Annotated in this window: 14 protein-coding genes and 1 pseudogene; 10 read left to right on the top strand and 5 right to left on the bottom strand. The window is 57.5% G+C overall.

Translation table 11 applies throughout. The features are described 5' to 3' along the window. Positions 1–256: 256 nt before the first annotated feature. Both AC2FHW_RS18985 and AC2FHW_RS18980 read left to right on the top strand, forming a co-directional pair. Positions 257–1,648 carry a DUF3604 domain-containing protein gene (locus AC2FHW_RS18985; RefSeq protein WP_271946099.1) on the top strand — a complete coding sequence of 464 codons (1,392 nt, stop codon included), beginning with the start codon at positions 257–259 and terminating at the stop codon, positions 1,646–1,648. A 142-nt stretch (positions 1,649–1,790) separates the two neighbouring features. Then, positions 1,791–1,985: pseudogene (locus tag AC2FHW_RS18980) on the top strand (IS6 family transposase); the annotation flags it as partial. On the opposite strand, the gene AC2FHW_RS18975 reads toward AC2FHW_RS18980, so the two are convergent. Next, positions 1,967–3,619 carry a GMC family oxidoreductase gene (locus tag AC2FHW_RS18975; RefSeq protein ID WP_496689772.1) on the bottom strand — a complete coding sequence of 551 codons (1,653 nt, stop codon included), beginning with the start codon at positions 3,617–3,619 and terminating at the stop codon, positions 1,967–1,969. The pseudogene AC2FHW_RS18980 and the gene AC2FHW_RS18975 sit on opposite strands and share 19 nt — an antisense overlap. Before the next feature lie 10 nt (positions 3,620–3,629). Next, positions 3,630–4,730, bottom strand: coding sequence for a LacI family DNA-binding transcriptional regulator (locus tag AC2FHW_RS18970; RefSeq protein WP_246097150.1), 1,101 nt, complete (start codon positions 4,728–4,730; stop codon positions 3,630–3,632). 166 nt (positions 4,731–4,896) lie between these two features. Here AC2FHW_RS18970 and AC2FHW_RS18965 point away from each other — a divergent pair, with 166 nt between their 5' ends. From AC2FHW_RS18965 to AC2FHW_RS18930, 8 genes are all read left to right on the top strand, one after another. Beyond that, the gene (locus AC2FHW_RS18965; RefSeq protein ID WP_221929474.1) at positions 4,897–6,363 is read left to right on the top strand and encodes an aldehyde dehydrogenase family protein; all 1,467 of its coding nucleotides are present in this window, start codon (positions 4,897–4,899) and stop codon (positions 6,361–6,363) included. Positions 6,364–6,417: 54 nt separating this feature from the next. Then, a complete protein-coding gene (locus tag AC2FHW_RS18960) occupies positions 6,418–7,392 on the top strand; it encodes an ABC transporter substrate-binding protein (protein WP_271946106.1) in 975 nt (324 codons plus the stop codon). A gap of 67 nt (positions 7,393–7,459) precedes the next feature. Further along, entirely contained in the window at positions 7,460–8,992 is a 1,533-nt protein-coding gene (locus AC2FHW_RS18955; RefSeq protein ID WP_496822454.1) for a sugar ABC transporter ATP-binding protein, read from the top strand. Then, positions 8,977–9,954, top strand: a complete 978-nt coding sequence (locus AC2FHW_RS18950; protein WP_271946110.1) for an ABC transporter permease — start codon at positions 8,977–8,979, stop codon at positions 9,952–9,954. The genes AC2FHW_RS18955 and AC2FHW_RS18950 overlap by 16 nt, the downstream gene beginning before the upstream one ends. Before the next feature lie 3 nt (positions 9,955–9,957). Beyond that, positions 9,958–10,956, top strand: a complete 999-nt coding sequence (locus AC2FHW_RS18945) for an ABC transporter permease (RefSeq protein ID WP_142634806.1) — start codon at positions 9,958–9,960, stop codon at positions 10,954–10,956. Beyond that, complete coding sequence (locus tag AC2FHW_RS18940) at positions 10,953–12,053, top strand: mandelate racemase/muconate lactonizing enzyme family protein (protein WP_271946112.1); 1,101 nt, start codon at positions 10,953–10,955, stop codon at positions 12,051–12,053. Before AC2FHW_RS18945 ends, AC2FHW_RS18940 begins: the two co-directional genes overlap by 4 nt. Continuing rightward, entirely contained in the window at positions 12,050–13,090 is a 1,041-nt protein-coding gene (locus AC2FHW_RS18935) for a zinc-dependent alcohol dehydrogenase (RefSeq protein WP_271946114.1), read from the top strand. The genes AC2FHW_RS18940 and AC2FHW_RS18935 overlap by 4 nt, the downstream gene beginning before the upstream one ends. After that, on the top strand, positions 13,087–13,857 hold the full coding sequence (locus AC2FHW_RS18930) for an SDR family oxidoreductase (RefSeq protein WP_142634800.1): 771 nt from the start codon (positions 13,087–13,089) through the stop codon (positions 13,855–13,857). The genes AC2FHW_RS18935 and AC2FHW_RS18930 overlap by 4 nt, the downstream gene beginning before the upstream one ends. 30 nt (positions 13,858–13,887) lie before the next feature. On the opposite strand, the gene AC2FHW_RS18925 is transcribed toward AC2FHW_RS18930, so the two are convergent. The 3 genes from AC2FHW_RS18925 to AC2FHW_RS18915 all read right to left on the bottom strand — a co-directional run bounded on the left by AC2FHW_RS18925 (position 13,888) and on the right by AC2FHW_RS18915 (position 16,186). Next, positions 13,888–14,307, bottom strand: a complete 420-nt coding sequence (locus AC2FHW_RS18925) for a secondary thiamine-phosphate synthase enzyme YjbQ (RefSeq protein WP_271946117.1) — start codon at positions 14,305–14,307, stop codon at positions 13,888–13,890. Positions 14,308–14,419: 112 nt separating this feature from the next. Next, positions 14,420–15,283 carry a sugar phosphate isomerase/epimerase family protein gene (locus AC2FHW_RS18920; protein WP_271946119.1) on the bottom strand — a complete coding sequence of 288 codons (864 nt, stop codon included), beginning with the start codon at positions 15,281–15,283 and terminating at the stop codon, positions 14,420–14,422. Between the two features lie 12 nt (positions 15,284–15,295). Beyond that, the gene (locus AC2FHW_RS18915) at positions 15,296–16,186 is read right to left on the bottom strand and encodes an NAD(P)-dependent oxidoreductase (protein ID WP_496822452.1); all 891 of its coding nucleotides are present in this window, start codon (positions 16,184–16,186) and stop codon (positions 15,296–15,298) included. Between the last annotated feature and the right edge of the window lie 53 nt (positions 16,187–16,239).

The raw sequence follows: 16,239 nt of genomic DNA, 5'->3' as shown, positions 1-16,239 counted from the left end.
CCCGGCAATTTACAGGGAATTTTCGTGAGATGGGTCTGGAACCCAGAGTTTCTCCTCTCAGAAATGTATGTTTTTCAAAGGTCTATGCTGCAAATTCCCAAAAAGGTGGAGCAGGGAATTGTTCCGTCGGATCAGGGAGGGCGAACCTTGTAGCAGGGACGAAGGACTTGGAGATGTCAGAAGCCGAACAGGCGTTCCTGTTTGGACCAATCAGGTGCGTGGGTCACGCTGACCAGTAAGATGAGGCTGCTCAGCCATGGTGCCTGAGAACCCGATCAAGAACGCTTACTTCGGCGAAACTCATGTACATACTTCGTTTTCACTTGATGCCTACATTGGAAGTGCACGCCTGACACCTTCGGGCGCGTATCGCTTCGCGAAGGGTCAACCTGTCTCGGTAAACAACGTGCAGCGCAGAATCGGTCGACCTCTGGATTTTGCGTCCATTTCCGTTCATGCAGAATTTCTTGGCGAGATGCTCTCAACGCAGATCCCATCTGCTCCAGGGCATTACCAAGAAGCTGCTGGCTCTACACTGTTGGCCATCCCACAAAACTCCAACGGAAGCAAAGGCTTGATGTTTGAGCCGATCGACAATGCCGGAAATCCAATCACGCGCGAATATGCCGAGCGCCGCGCCAAGTGGGAGCCGTTGATCGAAATGATGCAGATCAAAGGCAATTCCGAAACCCATCCCGGCGTGTCGCCTAACGATGAATTTGCGAACTTCGAGAATGCAGAGAGTATCGCTGCATTCCGTGAACGTTTCTTCCACACCGATGGCTTCGTCCGTTGGGCTGCGACTAAAGGGCTCGACTATGAGCAGAAGCTAGGTGCGAACCCTTGGAAACTTGGTTTCATCGGAGGCACAGACAATCATAACGGTACCCCAAGTGATGTCGATGAGGCGACTTATAATGGCAGCCATGGTGTTGCCGACGGTACTACCGAACAACGCCGCGAAGGCGAGATAGACGGCTGGTTGCTTGGCCCCGACGCCAACCCGGGCTCGCTCGCAGGCGTCTGGGCGTCCAAGAACACACTTGGTGCGATTTTTGACGCGATGCAAAGCCGCGAAACCTTCGCCACATCAGGCCCTAGGATACAGCCGCGTTTCTTTGGCGGTGCAATACTCCAAAGCAACAACGATCCCGTGAAGCTTGTAATGGACGGTTATGCCAACGGCGTGCCGATGGGCGGTTCTCTGACAGCTTTGAACGGCCCACCAAATTTCGCGGTGCACGCATTAAAAGATCCGATCGGAGCCAACCTCGATCGCGTACAAATCATCAAGGGTTGGGTCGATGTGGGCGGATCGCCGCAAGAACGTATCATTGATGTAGTGTGGTCAAGAGATCGCGTGCCGGACGTGAATGGCAAGCTGCCGCCCATTGGCAATACGGTTGATCCTGAAACTTCGACTTACAGTAACGCAAACGGAGCTGCGGAGTTGTTTGGTCATTGGACAGACGACGATTTTGATCCTGGCCAACATGCTCTGTACTACATGCGCGTCATCGAAATACCAACTCCACGCTGGACGACGTATGACGCCGTCCGCCACGGCTTGCCGCTCCTTGAGGATGTCGCGGTGTGGATATACGAACGAGCGTGGATTTCGCCAATTTGGTATTCACCGGAGCAGTAGCCCACGGTCTTGTCAGAAGAACTTTGCTTGAGCGGGGCAGGGCGGTTGCGTAGTTTTTGCACATGACCAAACCTGCCTCTTTTAAAAACTTCAAGACCAGTCCCGAGATCATCCGCCTTGCTGTGATGCTGTATATTCGATTTCCGCTCTTCCGTTTCGACGACGCGAACGCGCGACGCAACGGTTCAGGCGCATGCGAAGTTTACAGAAATTCGCTGCCGTTCATTCTTCCGTCTAAAACCACTTCAACCAAGAAAGATCGCTCACCAGCCGAGACACCTTCAAGCTGACCCGCGCCGCCGCTCTTAGCGAGTGGCGTCAACTTTGTTCCGGATAAGAATTGCGTCCCTCGCGTACTGATCCGATGCCAAGGATAAGGTCGGCGCATCGTTCGCCAAGCATCATGGCAGGTGCGTTTGTGTTGCCGGCGTTGATGTCGGGCACTGCGGACATGTCGCAAACCCGTAAGCTCTCGATCCCGCGAACGCGCATTCTGGCGTCCAGCACTGCCATTCCGTCGCCGTCCCGGCCCATTTTGGCAGTGCCCGCCGGGTGATAGTTGGTTTTTACGAATCTCTTGCAATGTGCTCGCAGCGTCTGGTCGTCGTCCGCTATCGGAATGACGATTTCGCGGATCCTTTGTGCAAGCGGGCCCGACGTGAATGCCCGACGAAAGAACCGCTGCCCCCGGATCATCTCTTGCATGTCGTCTTCATGCTTCAGAAGGTTGGGCGAAACCACCGGCATAGCTTGAGGATCGGCCGAGCGAAGCCGAACTTCTCCGCGTGATTTCGGTTTGACCACGACGGTCGTAACGGTCACGCCAAAGTCATCCTGCACCTCGTCCAGCGCGTCGCGATCCAGATAGACGATGGGCACGCAAAAGGCTTGAATGGTCGGTTCTCCATCAGGAACCGACGGATTGACGAAGGCACCAGCTTCGACCCCGGCCGAAGTCACTGGGCCGCTGCCGAACAGTTTGAACTGTATGCCGTTGCGAAGCATCCGCCAGCCATCACCTTGTTTAAAATATCCGTATGGACCGTTGGCAAAGGCGGTGATGGGAACTTCGGGGTGGTCGATCAGGTTCTGACCGACCCCAGGCAGTGGGCAGACCACAGGAATACCGTGTTCGGCAAGATGTGCATCCGGTCCGATACCCGAAAGCATGAGGATTTTCGGCGTGACCAGAGCGCCCGCCGCAAGGATAACCTCACCATCACACCGGACGGTGTGGAACCCGCCTTTGTCGCGATACTGCACCCCGACGGCCTTGTCGCTTTCGATGATGACTTTTCTGACCGTTGCGCCAAGCCGTATGGTCAAGTCCGGGTTCGTCTCGAGAGGGGCGAGGAAAGCATAGGCTGACGAGCTGCGCTTTCCAGCGCGATTGGTGAACTGATAGAACCCGACACCGCGCTGTGTTGCGCCGTTGAAGTCCGTGTTGAATGGTTCACCAAGGGCCTGCACCGACTGAACGAACCAACGAGACATGTCGTCGATATACCCCGGATCAGAGACCTGCACCGGACCATCGCTGCCATGCAGGTAATTATGAAGCCTGTTGTTGTCTTCAATCCTGCGGAAATAGGGCAGCACATCATCCCATCCCCAGCTGACCCCGTCGTTGGTCTGTCGTAGCAGGTCGTTCCACGCGTCATAGTCAGAAGGGCGGCCGCGCATATAGACCTGCGCATTCACTGACGACCCGCCGCCCAGTACGTTGGCCTGCGGAATCTCATGCACGCGGCCGTCCAGGTGGTCCTGCGGTTCGGTCTGGTGGTAGGTCATGAACTTGGACCCGTTGATCATCTTGAAAATACCCGGCGGCATGTCCAGCAATGGATGGTGGTGCGAATGCCCGGCCTCCAGCACCAGAACCCTGCACTTGCCCTGGTTGACCAGTCGGGCGGCGGCTGCGGCACCGGCTGAGCCGCCGCCGATGACGATGTGATCGAAGGTTTCCGTCATGATGTCGCCTTCAGGTCCGGCGTTTGGGTTCTCTGATCGAGTCGCGCTCGACCAGTTCGCATTCAAGCTTCACGAGTGGGTGCCTCTGACCATCCGTCGGCCCGTGGAATAGCTGTTCGACGACCCAGCGTCCCATCGCCCGGGTGGGAAGAATCATCGAGGTCAGTGGCGGCGAAAGGTGTCGCGCGGTTTCGTCATCGTCAAATCCGATGACCGAGATGTCCTCGGGGATGGACAGGCCAAGTTCCTTGAGTGCCTCATAGCAACCGATTGCCATGCGGTCATTCTGACAGAAAATGGCGGTTGGCGGAGAGGGCAGGTCCATCAATTCGCGCGTGGCGGCATATCCGGCGCTGGGCAACCAATTGCCTTCGACAACCAAGTCCTCGTCGAATGGAATGTCGGCGGAAGCCAAGGCGTTTCTATACCCGGTCGTTCGTCCCGCGGCGCATTCCATGAACGGCTCGCCGGTGATAGTGGCGATTCGTTTGTGCCCGGCCTTGATCAGGGCGTTGGTCGCCGTATGTCCAGCAGCGACTTCGCCGGGGATCACCGCAGGAAACGAGAGGTCGTCGCAAAAGCAGTTTAGCAGCAGAACCGGGGTTGCGGCCTGCGTGAGGATTTCCGGAACGACCACCCGCCGGGTGAAAACAGTTGCGTAAACGATGCCCGCAACCTGTTGGTCGAGGAAATACTTAAGCGTTCTGGGTTCGACCTCTGGGTCGTTTTGGGTTTCTGCCAGCAATACAAGATTTCCGGTGTCCCGAACGGCCTGTTTCACGCCGCTAAACGCGTTTACCATTTCGGGGCTCGACGCCAGATCGTCCACGACAAAAGCGATGGTGTCGTCTAGTGCCGAGGGTCGGCGCGCGCTGTCTTGGGGTTTCCTGAGTTGAGAGGGCATGGCGTATCCAAGCGTATTGGCGGCATCCAGGACTCGTTGCTTTGTGTCCTCGGAGATTTTGACGGAATCGTTCTTGTTCAGAACCAGCGATACTGTCGTTTGTGAGCATCCAGCGACGCGTGCAATGTCGTGCATCGTTATGCGCTGTCGGCCCGCGACTCGTCCTACACCCCTGTGTTGTCCGGCCTTGTTCGCTTGATCGTTCATCGCTCAACCTTTTTGTTCGTATCCTTTTTACCGATTATGCGGAGGACGTGCAACTAATATTAGCGGATAGTAATTAATATTAGTGTTGACTAAATAATAATATTAGTGTTTTGATCGGTGGTGCGGTCTCCATTGTGGTTTGACCGAGCAAGCGCGGGAGGCGAAATTGCGGTCTGTAGTGGGGGAGTTGGGTCAAGTCGTTCGGCATTCGATGTTCATCGATGGCCGCTTTGTCGACCTTGACGCGGACACGGTTGTTGTCGAAAACCCTGCGAATGAAGAGATCGTTGCGCTAGTTCCAGATGGCGCCGCCGCTCACGCGGATGCGGCGGTCGAAGCGGCCCATCGGGCTTTTGGCTCGTGGTCCTCGCGCCCGGCGATCGAGCGGGCTCGACTGGTCCTGAGGCTCGCTGAGGCCGTCCGGATCGACGCCGGTCGTTTGGCTGCTCTGATCACCGCCGAGCAGGGCAAGCCGATCTCGCAAGCCCGAGGTGAAGTGGATGCTGCCGTCACCTTTCTTTGCCATGCGGCTGAAGAGGCCCGGAGGATTTCGGGTGACATAGTTGCGTCGGACAACGAGTCCGAGGAAATCCAGATCCGGCGTCATCCTTATGGCGTTGTTGTTGCGTTGACGGCCTGGAACTATCCGTTGGCATTGGCCGCCAGGAAGGTCGGACCCGCGCTAGTCGCGGGCAACACCGTAGTTCTGTTGGGGCACGAAATCACGCCGCTATCCGGTCTTGCGGTCGCCGAGCTTGCCAACAAGGTCGGGTTTCCGCCCGGTGTTCTTAATGTTCTGACAGGCAAGGGGCCGGTGGTAGGGCAGCGGTTGGTCGAACACCCCGATACGTCACTGATCACGATGACCGGCAGCACACGCGCCGGGAAAGAGATTTTTCGCGCCGCGGCCAACCGGATCAAGGTTGTCCGGCTCGAGCTTGGCGGTAAGGCTCCGTTCATCGTGATGGAGGATGCGGATATTGACGCCGCCGTTTCGGCCGCCATTGCCGCCCGGTTTGCCAATTGCGGCCAGATTTGCACCTGCAACGAGCGTATGTATCTGCATCGCGGCATTGCGGATCAGTTCTTGGAAAAATTCGTGTCCGCGGTCCGCGCTTTGTCGATCGGGGAACCGATGGACGACTGCGATTTGGGTCCCAAAGTCAGCAAGGCCGAAGTGACCAAGGTCGCCGAGATCATCCAGCGCAGCATCGCCGAAGGCGCCACGGTTCATCTTGCAGGTGGGCCCCTGACGGACGGGGCGCACCATAAGGGGCACTGGATGTCCCCGACGGTTCTTGAGGTCTCAGACAACAGCAATGCCGCGATGCAAGAGGAGGTCTTTGGCCCCGTGGCAACAGCCATGCGAGTAGATGATTTTGATCAGGCGATAGACGTAGCGAATGACACATCATTCGGGCTGTCTGCCTATCTCTTTACGGCATCGCACCGGCGATTGATGGAGGCCCCGAGCCGTTTGAAGTTCGGCGAACTGTATCTGAACCGCTCCAATGGCGAGGCCGTGCAGGGATTTCATACCGGTTGGGGTATGTCCGGGGTTGGGGGTGAAGACGGCGCATATGGCTTCGATGGCTATCTGAGGAAACAGACGACTTACATGAATTGGGCATGACCTAAAACTCGCGGTCAAAACGTTGGCGACCGCACCAATGGAGGAGGAATAACCATGAAACGCAGAACTCTTTTGATCTCGACGGTTGTCGCGGGTGCGCTGTTGGGCACGACTGCGATTGCGCAGGATCTGCCACAGCTTGAGCAGAAGGAGCGCTACAAAGTTGGCTTTGCGCAGATGGAGTCGAACAATCCGTGGCGCATTGCCGAGACCAAATCGTTCCATGACACGGCCGAGGCCTGCGGCTGGGACCTTATCGCGACGGATGCAGCTGGATCTGCGGCCAAGCAGGTTGCGGATGTGGACAGCATGATCGCACAAGGCATCGACGTTCTGTTTCTGCCTCCAAGGGAAGAAAAGCCACTGATTCCGGCGGTTATGAAAGCACGCGCCGCCGGCATTCCGACTTTTCTCGTGGACCGCTCGGTTGATCCGGCCGTCGCCAAGCCAGGCGAGCATTTCGTAGCATTCCTGGGATCGGACTTCATTGATCAGGGCAACCGGGCCGCGCAATGGCTGATGGAAAATTTCGACGGCGACAAGGGCGTCATCGTCCAGTTGGAAGGCACAACTGGTTCTTCACCTGCAAATGACCGTAAAAAGGGTTTCGACGACGCGATCGCAGCGGACGACCGCTTTGAGATCGTGGCTTCTCAGACCGGTGACTTTGCGCGCGACCTTGGTCGTCAGGTGATGGAAACCCTGCTGCAGGCGCACCCCAATGTGAACGTGGTCTACGCCCACAATGACGAAATGGCGATCGGCGCGATCCAGGCTCTGGAACTGGCCGGCCGCAAGCCTGGCGAGGATGTGACCATCGTTTCGATCGACGGGACACGCGATGCTCTTCAGGCCATCATCGATGGCAAGATGGGGGTCACGGTGGAAAGCTCGCCCTTCTTCGGTCCTCTGGCTTGTGAAATCATGAAGAAATACGCGGCTGGCGAGACGATCCCGGAATGGGTGAAAGTCGAAGATCGCATCTTTACCAAAGACAATGCGGCTGATCACATCGACGAAGCTTATTGATTCTCCCTGGTGGGTGGTGCTGGCCTGTGGTCGGTGCCGCCTGCAAGCAATCGGAGGAAGACATCTTATGAATGCGCTCGTCTCGATGTCAGGAATTGAAAAGTCCTTTGCCGGCGTACCGGCACTGAGCCAGGCCAGTCTGGAGATCGCACTTGGCGAGGTTCATGCGCTGATCGGTCAGAACGGTGCCGGCAAATCGACGATGATCAAGGTTCTGACCGGAGTTTACGATCGGGATGCCGGCGACGTCCATTTGGCGCGTGGGCCTAGCCGCATTTCCACCCCGCGCGAAGCGCAGGAATCCGGAATCGCCACGATCTATCAGGAGCTCAACCTGGTTCCGCTGCGGTCAGTGACCGAGAACATTATCATGGGGTACGAGCCCAAACGTCTCGGTTTGATCGACTGGCGCGAGGGCAACAGGCGCGCACGCGAGGTTCTTGCGCGCTTTGGTATAGAAATTGACGTGACTGAGCCGCTAGGAAATTTCTCGACTGCGATCCAGCAGTTGGTTGCGATTGCGAGGGCTGTTTCTCTTGACGCGAAACTTGTCATCATGGACGAACCCACGTCATCGCTGGATGCCAGCGAGGTCGAGGTTTTGTTCGGTGTGGTGCGCGAGTTGAAGAAACAGGGCGTGTCTGTTCTGTATGTCTCGCATTTCCTCGATGAGCTGTTCCAAATCTGCGATCGGGTCACAACGATGCGAGACGGGCGTACCGTCAGCACGCGCACCGTCCAAGACACGACCAAATTAGAAATGATCGCGGACATGCTGGGCCGCAACAAAGATGAGATCGCGGCAGACGGACTCACGGACTTTGCAGGTGCGAAGGCTAAGAAAGGAGATATCGTTTTGCGGGCCGACTCTGTTTCGACAGGCCCGCGATTGACGCATTTCGACCTTACACTCCACCGCGGGGAAATCGTTGGGTTGGGCGGGTTGCTGGGCTCTGGCCGGACTGAGGCGGCGCGCGCTTTGTTCGGCGTGGACGGAGCCCGCAGCGGTGCGATCGAGTTGCACGGCGCGGTTGGACAACCATCCGGACCGGGTGACGCAATCGCAAACGGGGTTGGCTTTCTGACCGAAGATCGAAAGGCTGAAGGGATCATTCCAGACATGTCCGTGCGCGAGAATATGACGCTGGCCCTGCTGCCGAAACTGGCCAGTCGTGGTCAAATCGACTTTGCCCGCGAGCGCGAGATCGTTCAGGCCTTCATCGACGATCTGGGTATCAAGGCGGCCCATATGGATCAACCCATTCGTGAGCTGTCTGGCGGCAACCAGCAAAAGGTGCTGCTTGCCCGTTGGCTGGCGACGCAGCCCGACATCCTTATACTCGACGAGCCGACCCGAGGCGTGGATGTCGGCGCCAAGCGAGAGATCCAATCGTTCATTCGGTCGTATGTCGAAAAGGGGTTCGGCGTCGTTCTTATCAGTTCGGAATTCGAAGAGCTGGTGGAAGGCGCCGACCGCATCGTGGTCATGCACGAAGGGCGCTCGGTCAAGGAACTGACCAACCCCGGGATTACCGAGAACATACTGGTGCGCGCGCTTGCGCATCATGAAGGAGGAACTGGTTCATGGACCGAGCAATGAAGTTGCCGCAACGGGTCGCATCGATGCCCTTCCGCTTTCATGGCGGCATCGCCGCGTTGGTCGCCCTGCTGGTGTTCAACGCGTTTTTCACCCCCAATTTCCTGCAGATGCAGACCCTGTTCGTGAATATCAGCCAGGTTGCCACGATCGCCATCGTGGCCATGGGTATGACGCTGGTCATCGCCACGGGTGGAATTGATCTGTCGGTTGGCGCTGTCATGGCTCTGGCGGGGGCGTTGGCCCCGCTGATCTTTCTGTCGGATCTGGGCGCCGCCAATCCGATGCTTGGCGTCATTTTGGCCATTGTCCTGCCACTGTTCGTCGCGGGTTTATGTGGGGTATTCAACGGCGTGATGGTTGCCGTGTTGAACGTGCAGCCCATTATTGCGACGCTCATTCTTTTCATCTCGGGTCGCGGTATTGCCCAGGTTTTGACGAATGGCAACCTGCAGACATTTTCAAACCCTTCATTCAGTTATCTTGGAACCGGCAAGGTGCTTGGCTTGCCGTTCCAGGGTTGGCTGGCGCTGGCCATTGCCTGTGTGCTGTTCTGGGTGATCACCAGAACCACTTGGGGTCGTTACCTGCTGGCGATCGGCGGCAATGAACGCGCGGCCTATCTGGCCGGTGGTCCCGTCCGGCGGGTCAAGATCGGGGCCTATGTCATCTGCGCGGTGCTTGCGGGCTTGGCTGGTCTGATCGTGGTTGCGATCAACTCGGCCTCGGACGCCGCGCGCAACGGCAATCTGATGGAGCTTGACGCCATCGCGGCCGCTGTCGTTGGCGGGGCTCTTTTACAAGGCGGACGGGCGCCGATCTTTGGTGCCATACTGGGAGCCGTCATCATCCAATTGGTCAAATATACATTGCTGGCCAACGGGGTAGAGGACGAAGTTGCACTGATCGCCAAAGCGGTCATTATTATCCTGGCCGTCTGGGTCCAGCAGTTCCGGAGGGCTTGATCGATGTTGGATGAAACGGCTTTTGACCTGCGAAAGTACCTTCGGCGCAATTCGGCTTCGGTGACGGTGTGGATCGCACTGCTGGCTTTGATCCTGTTTGGGCTGATGCGCTATGACAACTTTGGCAGCGCCTACAATTTCTCGTCTTTCCTGAACTACAACGCGATGTTCATCGCGATTGCGCTGGGTATGTGTTTTGTGATCATGACCGGCGGGATTGATCTGTCGGTTGGATCCGTTGCGGCCTTTACGTCGGTTGTTGCGGCCTATCTCAGCCCATACGGGATTCAGGTTGCGCTGCCGGGGGCCGTGCTTGCCGGGGTGGGCTTCGGAGCGATCAACGCCTTTTGCATCATCATCCTTCGGATTCCGCCCTTCATCGCCACACTGGCGACCATGCTTGCCGCAAAAGGCGGCGCATTGGTGATTTCGGGCGCCCAGACAATTTCGGTTGATTGGGGGTCGAACTTCACCAAGCTTGGCATGGGGCAGGCGTTTGGTCTGTTTCCATGGGCAATAGTCATAGTGGCCGGACTGACGCTGGTACTGTGGCTGGTGCTGGAAAGAACAACCATCGGGCGGACCGTCTTGGCGATCGGTGGCAGCGAGGATGCCTCGAACCTCATGGGTCTGAAGGTGAATCGCGCCAAGGCTTTCGTCTACCTGCTTTCGGGCGGCTGCGCAGGGCTGGCTGGCGTCTTTCTGGCCTCGGGTTTTGGAGCCGGACAACCCCTTGAGGGCATCGGATGGGAATTGTCGGCCATCGCGTCCGTTGTTGTGGGCGGCACCTTGTTGACAGGTGGGATGGGTTCGATCCCTGCGACCGTGGCCGGAGCGCTTTTGCTGGGTCTGGTGTTCAACGTTCTGAACTTTGAAAACGGTCAGGGGACCATCAGTTTCAGCGCCTATTGGCAGATGGTCATACGTGGAGGCTTTCTTTTTGTGGTCATCCTCTTACAGTCTCGGGTTATTGCCAGGCAGCAGAAGGTCTTGGGTTCGTGAATCGCATAGAAAGTGTTTCAGCGCGGCTGTTCAACGTCCCGCTCGCCGAAGTCCTGGTCGATGCCAAACATGGCGATCACACGTTCTTTCAATTGATCACCGTTACCATTCAAACGTCGGATGGGGTTGAGGGGGTTGGGTATACCTATACGGGCGGCAAGGGCGGTCATGCCATCTTGGCGATGATCCAGCATGATCTAGCGCCGTTCCTGGTTGGACAAGGCGCCGAACAGATCGAAAGCCTGTACGATGCCATGCAATGGCATGTGCACTATGTGGCACGGGGTGGGATCGCCTCGTTCGCCATTTCGGCCGTGGATATTGCCCTTTGGGACATTCGCGGCCGAACGCAGAATGCACCACTATGGCAAATGGCTGGTGGAGCGTCCAAACGGTGCAAGGCCTACGCCGGCGGGATCGACCTGAATTTCTCGTTGGAGAAACTGCTGTTGCAGACCGAAGGCTACCTTGCGCGTGGGTTCAACGCGGTCAAGATCAAGGTCGGTCAACCGGATCTGGCCGATGATCTGGCGCGGGCCCGGGCGGTGCGCGAAATGTTGGGGCCGGACCGGTTCTTCATGGTCGACGCGAATTACTCCATGAGCGTCGAGCAGGCCATCGTGGCAGCCCGAGGGTTCGCCGACTGCGATATCCTGTGGTTCGAGGAACCGACAATTCCAGACGATTACAAAGGCTATGGCCGAATTGCCGAAGCCACGGGCGTGCCCCTTGCTATGGGTGAAAACCTGCACACGATTCACGAATTCGAGTACGCCTTTGATGACGCGAAGCTGAGTTTCATCCAGCCCGATGCTTCAAATTGCGGCGGGATCACCGGCTGGTTGCGCGTGGCCGCGCTGAGCGCACAGCACGACATTCCGGTTTGCAGTCATGGGATGCAGGAGCTGCACGTCAGCCTTGTTGCCGCGCAACCCAACGCAGGGTGGCTAGAAGTACACTCATTCCCGATAGATCAGTACACGACCCGTCCGCTGGTTGTGGAAGACTGTATGGCCGTGGCCCCGGATACTCCGGGAACCGGAGTGGAATTCGACTGGGACAAACTGAATATAGAACACAGGGAGATGCATACATGACGACCCAGACGATTTCTGCGGCGTATTATCGGGGCAACAAGAGCTTTGCCGTGGAACAGGCCCAAGCGAAAGCTCCGGGCCCCGGCGAGGCCGTCATTCGCGTTGCCTATTGCGGGATTTGTGGGACGGATATGCACGTCTATCACGGCAACATGGATGCCCGTGTCGGTCTAAACCGGGTGATCGGGCACGAGATGTCTGGTGTCGTTGAAGCAGTGGGCGAGGGGGTGCATACGGTCCAACCCGGCCAGAAGGTCGTTGTCCGGCCGCTTGATCATTGTGGCGAATGCCCGGCCTGCAAGCGGGGGCATCAGCATATCTGCCAAAATCTCAAATTTCTCGGCCTCGACACCGATGGCGCCATGCAAGAGATCTGGACCGTTCCGGCCCATACGTTGCACATTCTGCCAGACGACTTGCGCATGGATCACGCGGCGCTGATCGAGCCGGTCGCCGTTGCCTGCCACGATGTGCGGCTGTCTGGCCTGCAACCTGGCGAGGACGTTGTCGTTATCGGCGGCGGCCCGATCGGCATCCTGGTTGCCATGGTTGCGCGGGATGCGGGTGGAAATGTCGTGATTTCCGAAGTGAATCCGAACCGTCTTGCGATTGCTGAAAAACTTGGTTTTGACACGATAAACCCAATCGAAACCGACCTGGTGTCCACAATCAACGCGCGCACGGGCGACAAAGGCGCTGATGTGGTTTTCGAGGTGTCGGGAACGCAGCCCGGAGTTGATGCGATGACCGCCGTTGCCGCGACTCGGGCCCGGATCGTGATGGTCGCGATCCATGCACAAAAGCCCCAGATAGACCTGTTCCAGTTCTTCTGGCGAGAGCTGCAACTGATCGGTGCTCGGGTCTATGAGCCAGAGGATTACGAGAAAGCCATTGCAGTTGTCGCCTCGGGCGGAGTGGACGCGGATGTTGTGATTACTGACGTCAGCCCTCTGGCAGACATCCAGGCCGCGTTCGAAGCACTGGATCGCAGCCCAACCGCAATGAAAAGCCTGATCGAAGTAGGACCGCGTTCATGAGTGTTTTGAAAAGTTTCGACCTGACGGGAACGACGGCCCTTGTGACTGGGTGCAAACGCGGTATCGGGCGCGGAATGGCCGAGGCATTGGCATCGGCTGGAGCCGATATAATCGGAGTGTCCGCCTCGCTTGAGCTGTCCGGGGCGGATGTCGAAAAAGCCGTGACAGCGATGGGACGCAGTTTCCGGGCTTACCAATGCGACTTCTCGGATCGCGCTGCGCTTCATGCGTTCATTGATCAGTTGAGGGCCGACGGACAAACTCCTGATATCCTTGTCAACAATGCCGGCACGATCAAACGAAAACCCGCCACTGAACACCCGGACGACTGGTGGGACGAAGTGATCGAGGTGAACCTGTCCTCGCAGTTCGTTCTGTCTCGCGAGATCGGCAAGGACATGCTGGCGCGCGGCTCGGGCAAGATCATCTTCACCGCCTCGCTGCTGACGTTTCAGGGCGGCATCACCGTTCCCGGATATGCGGCCTCGAAAGGTGGGATTGGACAGCTGACGAAGGCCCTGGCCAATGAGTGGGCCGGGCAGGGTGTGAACGTGAATGCAATCGCCCCCGGCTACATCGCGACCGACAATACCCAAGCCCTGCAGGACGATCCGGTCCGATCAAAGTCGATTCTGGAACGAACACCCCAAGGCCGTTGGGGTACGCCTGGTGATTTTGCCGGACCTGTAGTCTTTTTGGCTTCTGCAGCGTCGGACTACGTCAACGGTGAAATCCTTGTTGTCGACGGGGGCTGGATGGGGCGGTAACACCGTCAACTCTCCATGTGACCCAAGGCATCACGTCCCGATGTAGTGCACCTTCAATCGTCGTGTCTTGGGTGCCTCGCGATGTTCGAAGAGATACAGGCTTTGTACGCGGCCCAGCGGAAGCTGCCCCTGTTCGACCGGGATGGACACCTGCGTTTGCGTCAACAGCGCCCGCAAATGCGATGGCGCGTTGTCGTCTTCGCTCGGGCGATGGTGATATTTGCCTGATGATTTGGGGACCAGTTCTTCGAAGAACGTCTCGATATCCTTGACCACCTCGGGATCGGCATTGGCCTGAACCAACAGCGCGGCACCGGTGTGGACGCACCAAAGGGTCAGCAGGCCCGAGCCAAGTTCATGGTCAGACACCGCACCCTGAACCACCCCGCTGATGTCGGTGAGGGATTTGCCGGGCGTTTCAATGGACAGCTCAAAAAACTCTTGCTTCATCCATCAGATCCTTTCCTTGATTTTGCGCGAATGCGCCCAGCTTTCCGCACCCCATTCGGCATTCAACTTTGAGGCTTAAGTATATGATTTGTAAAGTACAATGGCGCTTCATTCATGCGAACAGGCTTTTGAACCTGTCCACACACAGACGAAACCCATCTTCGAAGTTTCCGTTGCCGGGATGATAAACGCTCTCGAAAGAAATGACGCCATCATAGCCGTCGGATCTGAGCGCGTCCGCGATGGGTTGGAACAGAGGCGCAAGCTGACCTTCCCCCATACGGCGCACTTCCAGCGTTGCCCGTGGCGTGTCGACCTTTACGTCCTTGATGTGAATGTGACCTAAATAGCCGCCGCGCAGTTCTTCGTAACCGTCCGGGTATGCCAGTTCATGGCACCAGCAGTTGTTTCCGGGGTCCCAAAGTACCTTCAACGCATCCTTTGCATCCAACTCGTCGATCAGTTTTCGGGCTGTATAGTTGGAATTGACCAGCGTGCCGTTTCCGGTTTCTACGACGAGCGTCACGCCCTCAGCCCTGGCAAGTTCAACCGCCGGCGCGATCAGCGGCGGCATCGAGTCCCATACCCCATGCGCCACGTTCCACTTCTCGGCGCCGTTTTTTCCCCAGAGTATCTGCTCTTTTCGTTGGGTCATGATCCGAACCAGCGGAGACCCCACGACATGCGCCATGTCGATCACGCGTTTCAAGGCTTCCATGTGTCGGGTGTGCAGGTCGTCACCGGGCCTGTTGGCAGCTGTCATCCCCGCAAAGATATGGCGCGACAGACATGACACAGGCTTGCCCCGGTCGCGCAAAAGCGCGTCGATCTCGGCAATTTCCTGCGGGGAATGGTCCCCGACCTCCGTATCTCCAACGAACTGAAGCTCTGCATAGTCCAGACCGAATTCGTCCATTACGTCCACGGCATGCCGCAGTTCGCGGGAAATGCCGTCGCAAATCACACCAAGTTTCATGTTCGTCCCCCCTCAGCGATGCAATTCTGCGCCAACGATCTCTTCGATGACCTGAGTACACACCCAGTTGTCGCCATTCGGGTATTTGGTTTTTCCTGCGTGAAAGATCTGCATTGCGGATGACGCTGTGTGCATTGGAACGCCCAACGAACCGGCCAGTGCCAGCGAGATAGTCAGGTCCTTGTGCATGGTTGCGATATGGCTACCGGTGGCCTCGAACTTGCGATCAATGATGTTTTCAAGGGCGGTATTCACGACGCCGCACCCCGCGCTGGATGAGGAGAACACATCAAGTAATGCCTGACCGCTGACACCAGCTTTGGCCGCCAGGGCCGCAGCCTCGAATGTGGCGGAAAAGATCGATCCGATCAGAGATTGCAGGCAGGCTTTCACGGTTTGCCCGTCGCCGGCGTTTTCTCCGACCCGATGAATGGTTGCCGACACTGCCTGCATGACTTCGGCGTTTTGGTCCAGCACATCCGCAGCACCGGCAGCCATCATCGTCAAAGTGCCGTTCTGCGCGCCGGGAAACCCACCCGAGACCGGGGTGTCGATCAGGTGGATGCCCGAACCCTCCATGTCTTGCCCGATGGCGCGGGCTTCGGCCGGGGTAATGGTCGCCGACAGGATGACCGTTCCGCCTTTCGCCATGTTCGGAACCAGCCCGTTTTCACCCAAGATGACATCGCGGGCCTGATCTCCGTTCATCACCATGACAAACACAGTGGCGGCGTGACGACCGACTTGCCCCACGCTGTCCTTGGGCCGGCCGCCCATGTCGGCAAATGCCGTCATGCGTGTCTCGCTCAGGTCGAAACCGGATGTTTCAAAGCCATTCTTGATCAGGTTTTTGGCAAGGCCGCTGCCCATGTCGCCAAGACCGATTACGCCTGCTGTTTTCATTTGGAATCCTCCCGTTTTTCCGCCATTTCGGTATGGCAGACGTTTCGAAAATT

It is taken from the genome of Ruegeria sp. YTSA108 (assembly GCF_059610185.1).
Note: the sequence above shows the minus strand (reverse complement) of the source record. Positions and strands in the feature narration are given on the sequence as shown.

What these genes read in the sequence shown, in the direction of transcription:
- AC2FHW_RS18985 (WP_271946099.1), top strand. Translation starts at nt 257, where the DNA reads ATGGTGCCTGAGAACCCGATCAAGAACGCTTACTTCGGCGAAACTCAT.
- AC2FHW_RS18935 (WP_271946114.1), top strand. Translation starts at nt 12,050, where the DNA reads ATGACGACCCAGACGATTTCTGCGGCGTATTATCGGGGCAACAAGAGC.
- AC2FHW_RS18960 (WP_271946106.1), top strand. Translation starts at nt 6,418, where the DNA reads ATGAAACGCAGAACTCTTTTGATCTCGACGGTTGTCGCGGGTGCGCTG.
- AC2FHW_RS18970 (WP_246097150.1), bottom strand. Translation starts at nt 4,730, where the DNA reads ATGAACGATCAAGCGAACAAGGCCGGACAACACAGGGGTGTAGGACGA.
- AC2FHW_RS18945 (WP_142634806.1), top strand. Translation starts at nt 9,958, where the DNA reads ATGTTGGATGAAACGGCTTTTGACCTGCGAAAGTACCTTCGGCGCAAT.
- AC2FHW_RS18915 (WP_496822452.1), bottom strand. Translation starts at nt 16,186, where the DNA reads ATGAAAACAGCAGGCGTAATCGGTCTTGGCGACATGGGCAGCGGCCTT.
- AC2FHW_RS18930 (WP_142634800.1), top strand. Translation starts at nt 13,087, where the DNA reads ATGAGTGTTTTGAAAAGTTTCGACCTGACGGGAACGACGGCCCTTGTG.
- AC2FHW_RS18925 (WP_271946117.1), bottom strand. Translation starts at nt 14,307, where the DNA reads ATGAAGCAAGAGTTTTTTGAGCTGTCCATTGAAACGCCCGGCAAATCC.
- AC2FHW_RS18955 (WP_496822454.1), top strand. Translation starts at nt 7,460, where the DNA reads ATGAATGCGCTCGTCTCGATGTCAGGAATTGAAAAGTCCTTTGCCGGC.
- AC2FHW_RS18950 (WP_271946110.1), top strand. Translation starts at nt 8,977, where the DNA reads ATGGACCGAGCAATGAAGTTGCCGCAACGGGTCGCATCGATGCCCTTC.
- AC2FHW_RS18975 (WP_496689772.1), bottom strand. Translation starts at nt 3,619, where the DNA reads ATGACGGAAACCTTCGATCACATCGTCATCGGCGGCGGCTCAGCCGGT.
- AC2FHW_RS18920 (WP_271946119.1), bottom strand. Translation starts at nt 15,283, where the DNA reads ATGAAACTTGGTGTGATTTGCGACGGCATTTCCCGCGAACTGCGGCAT.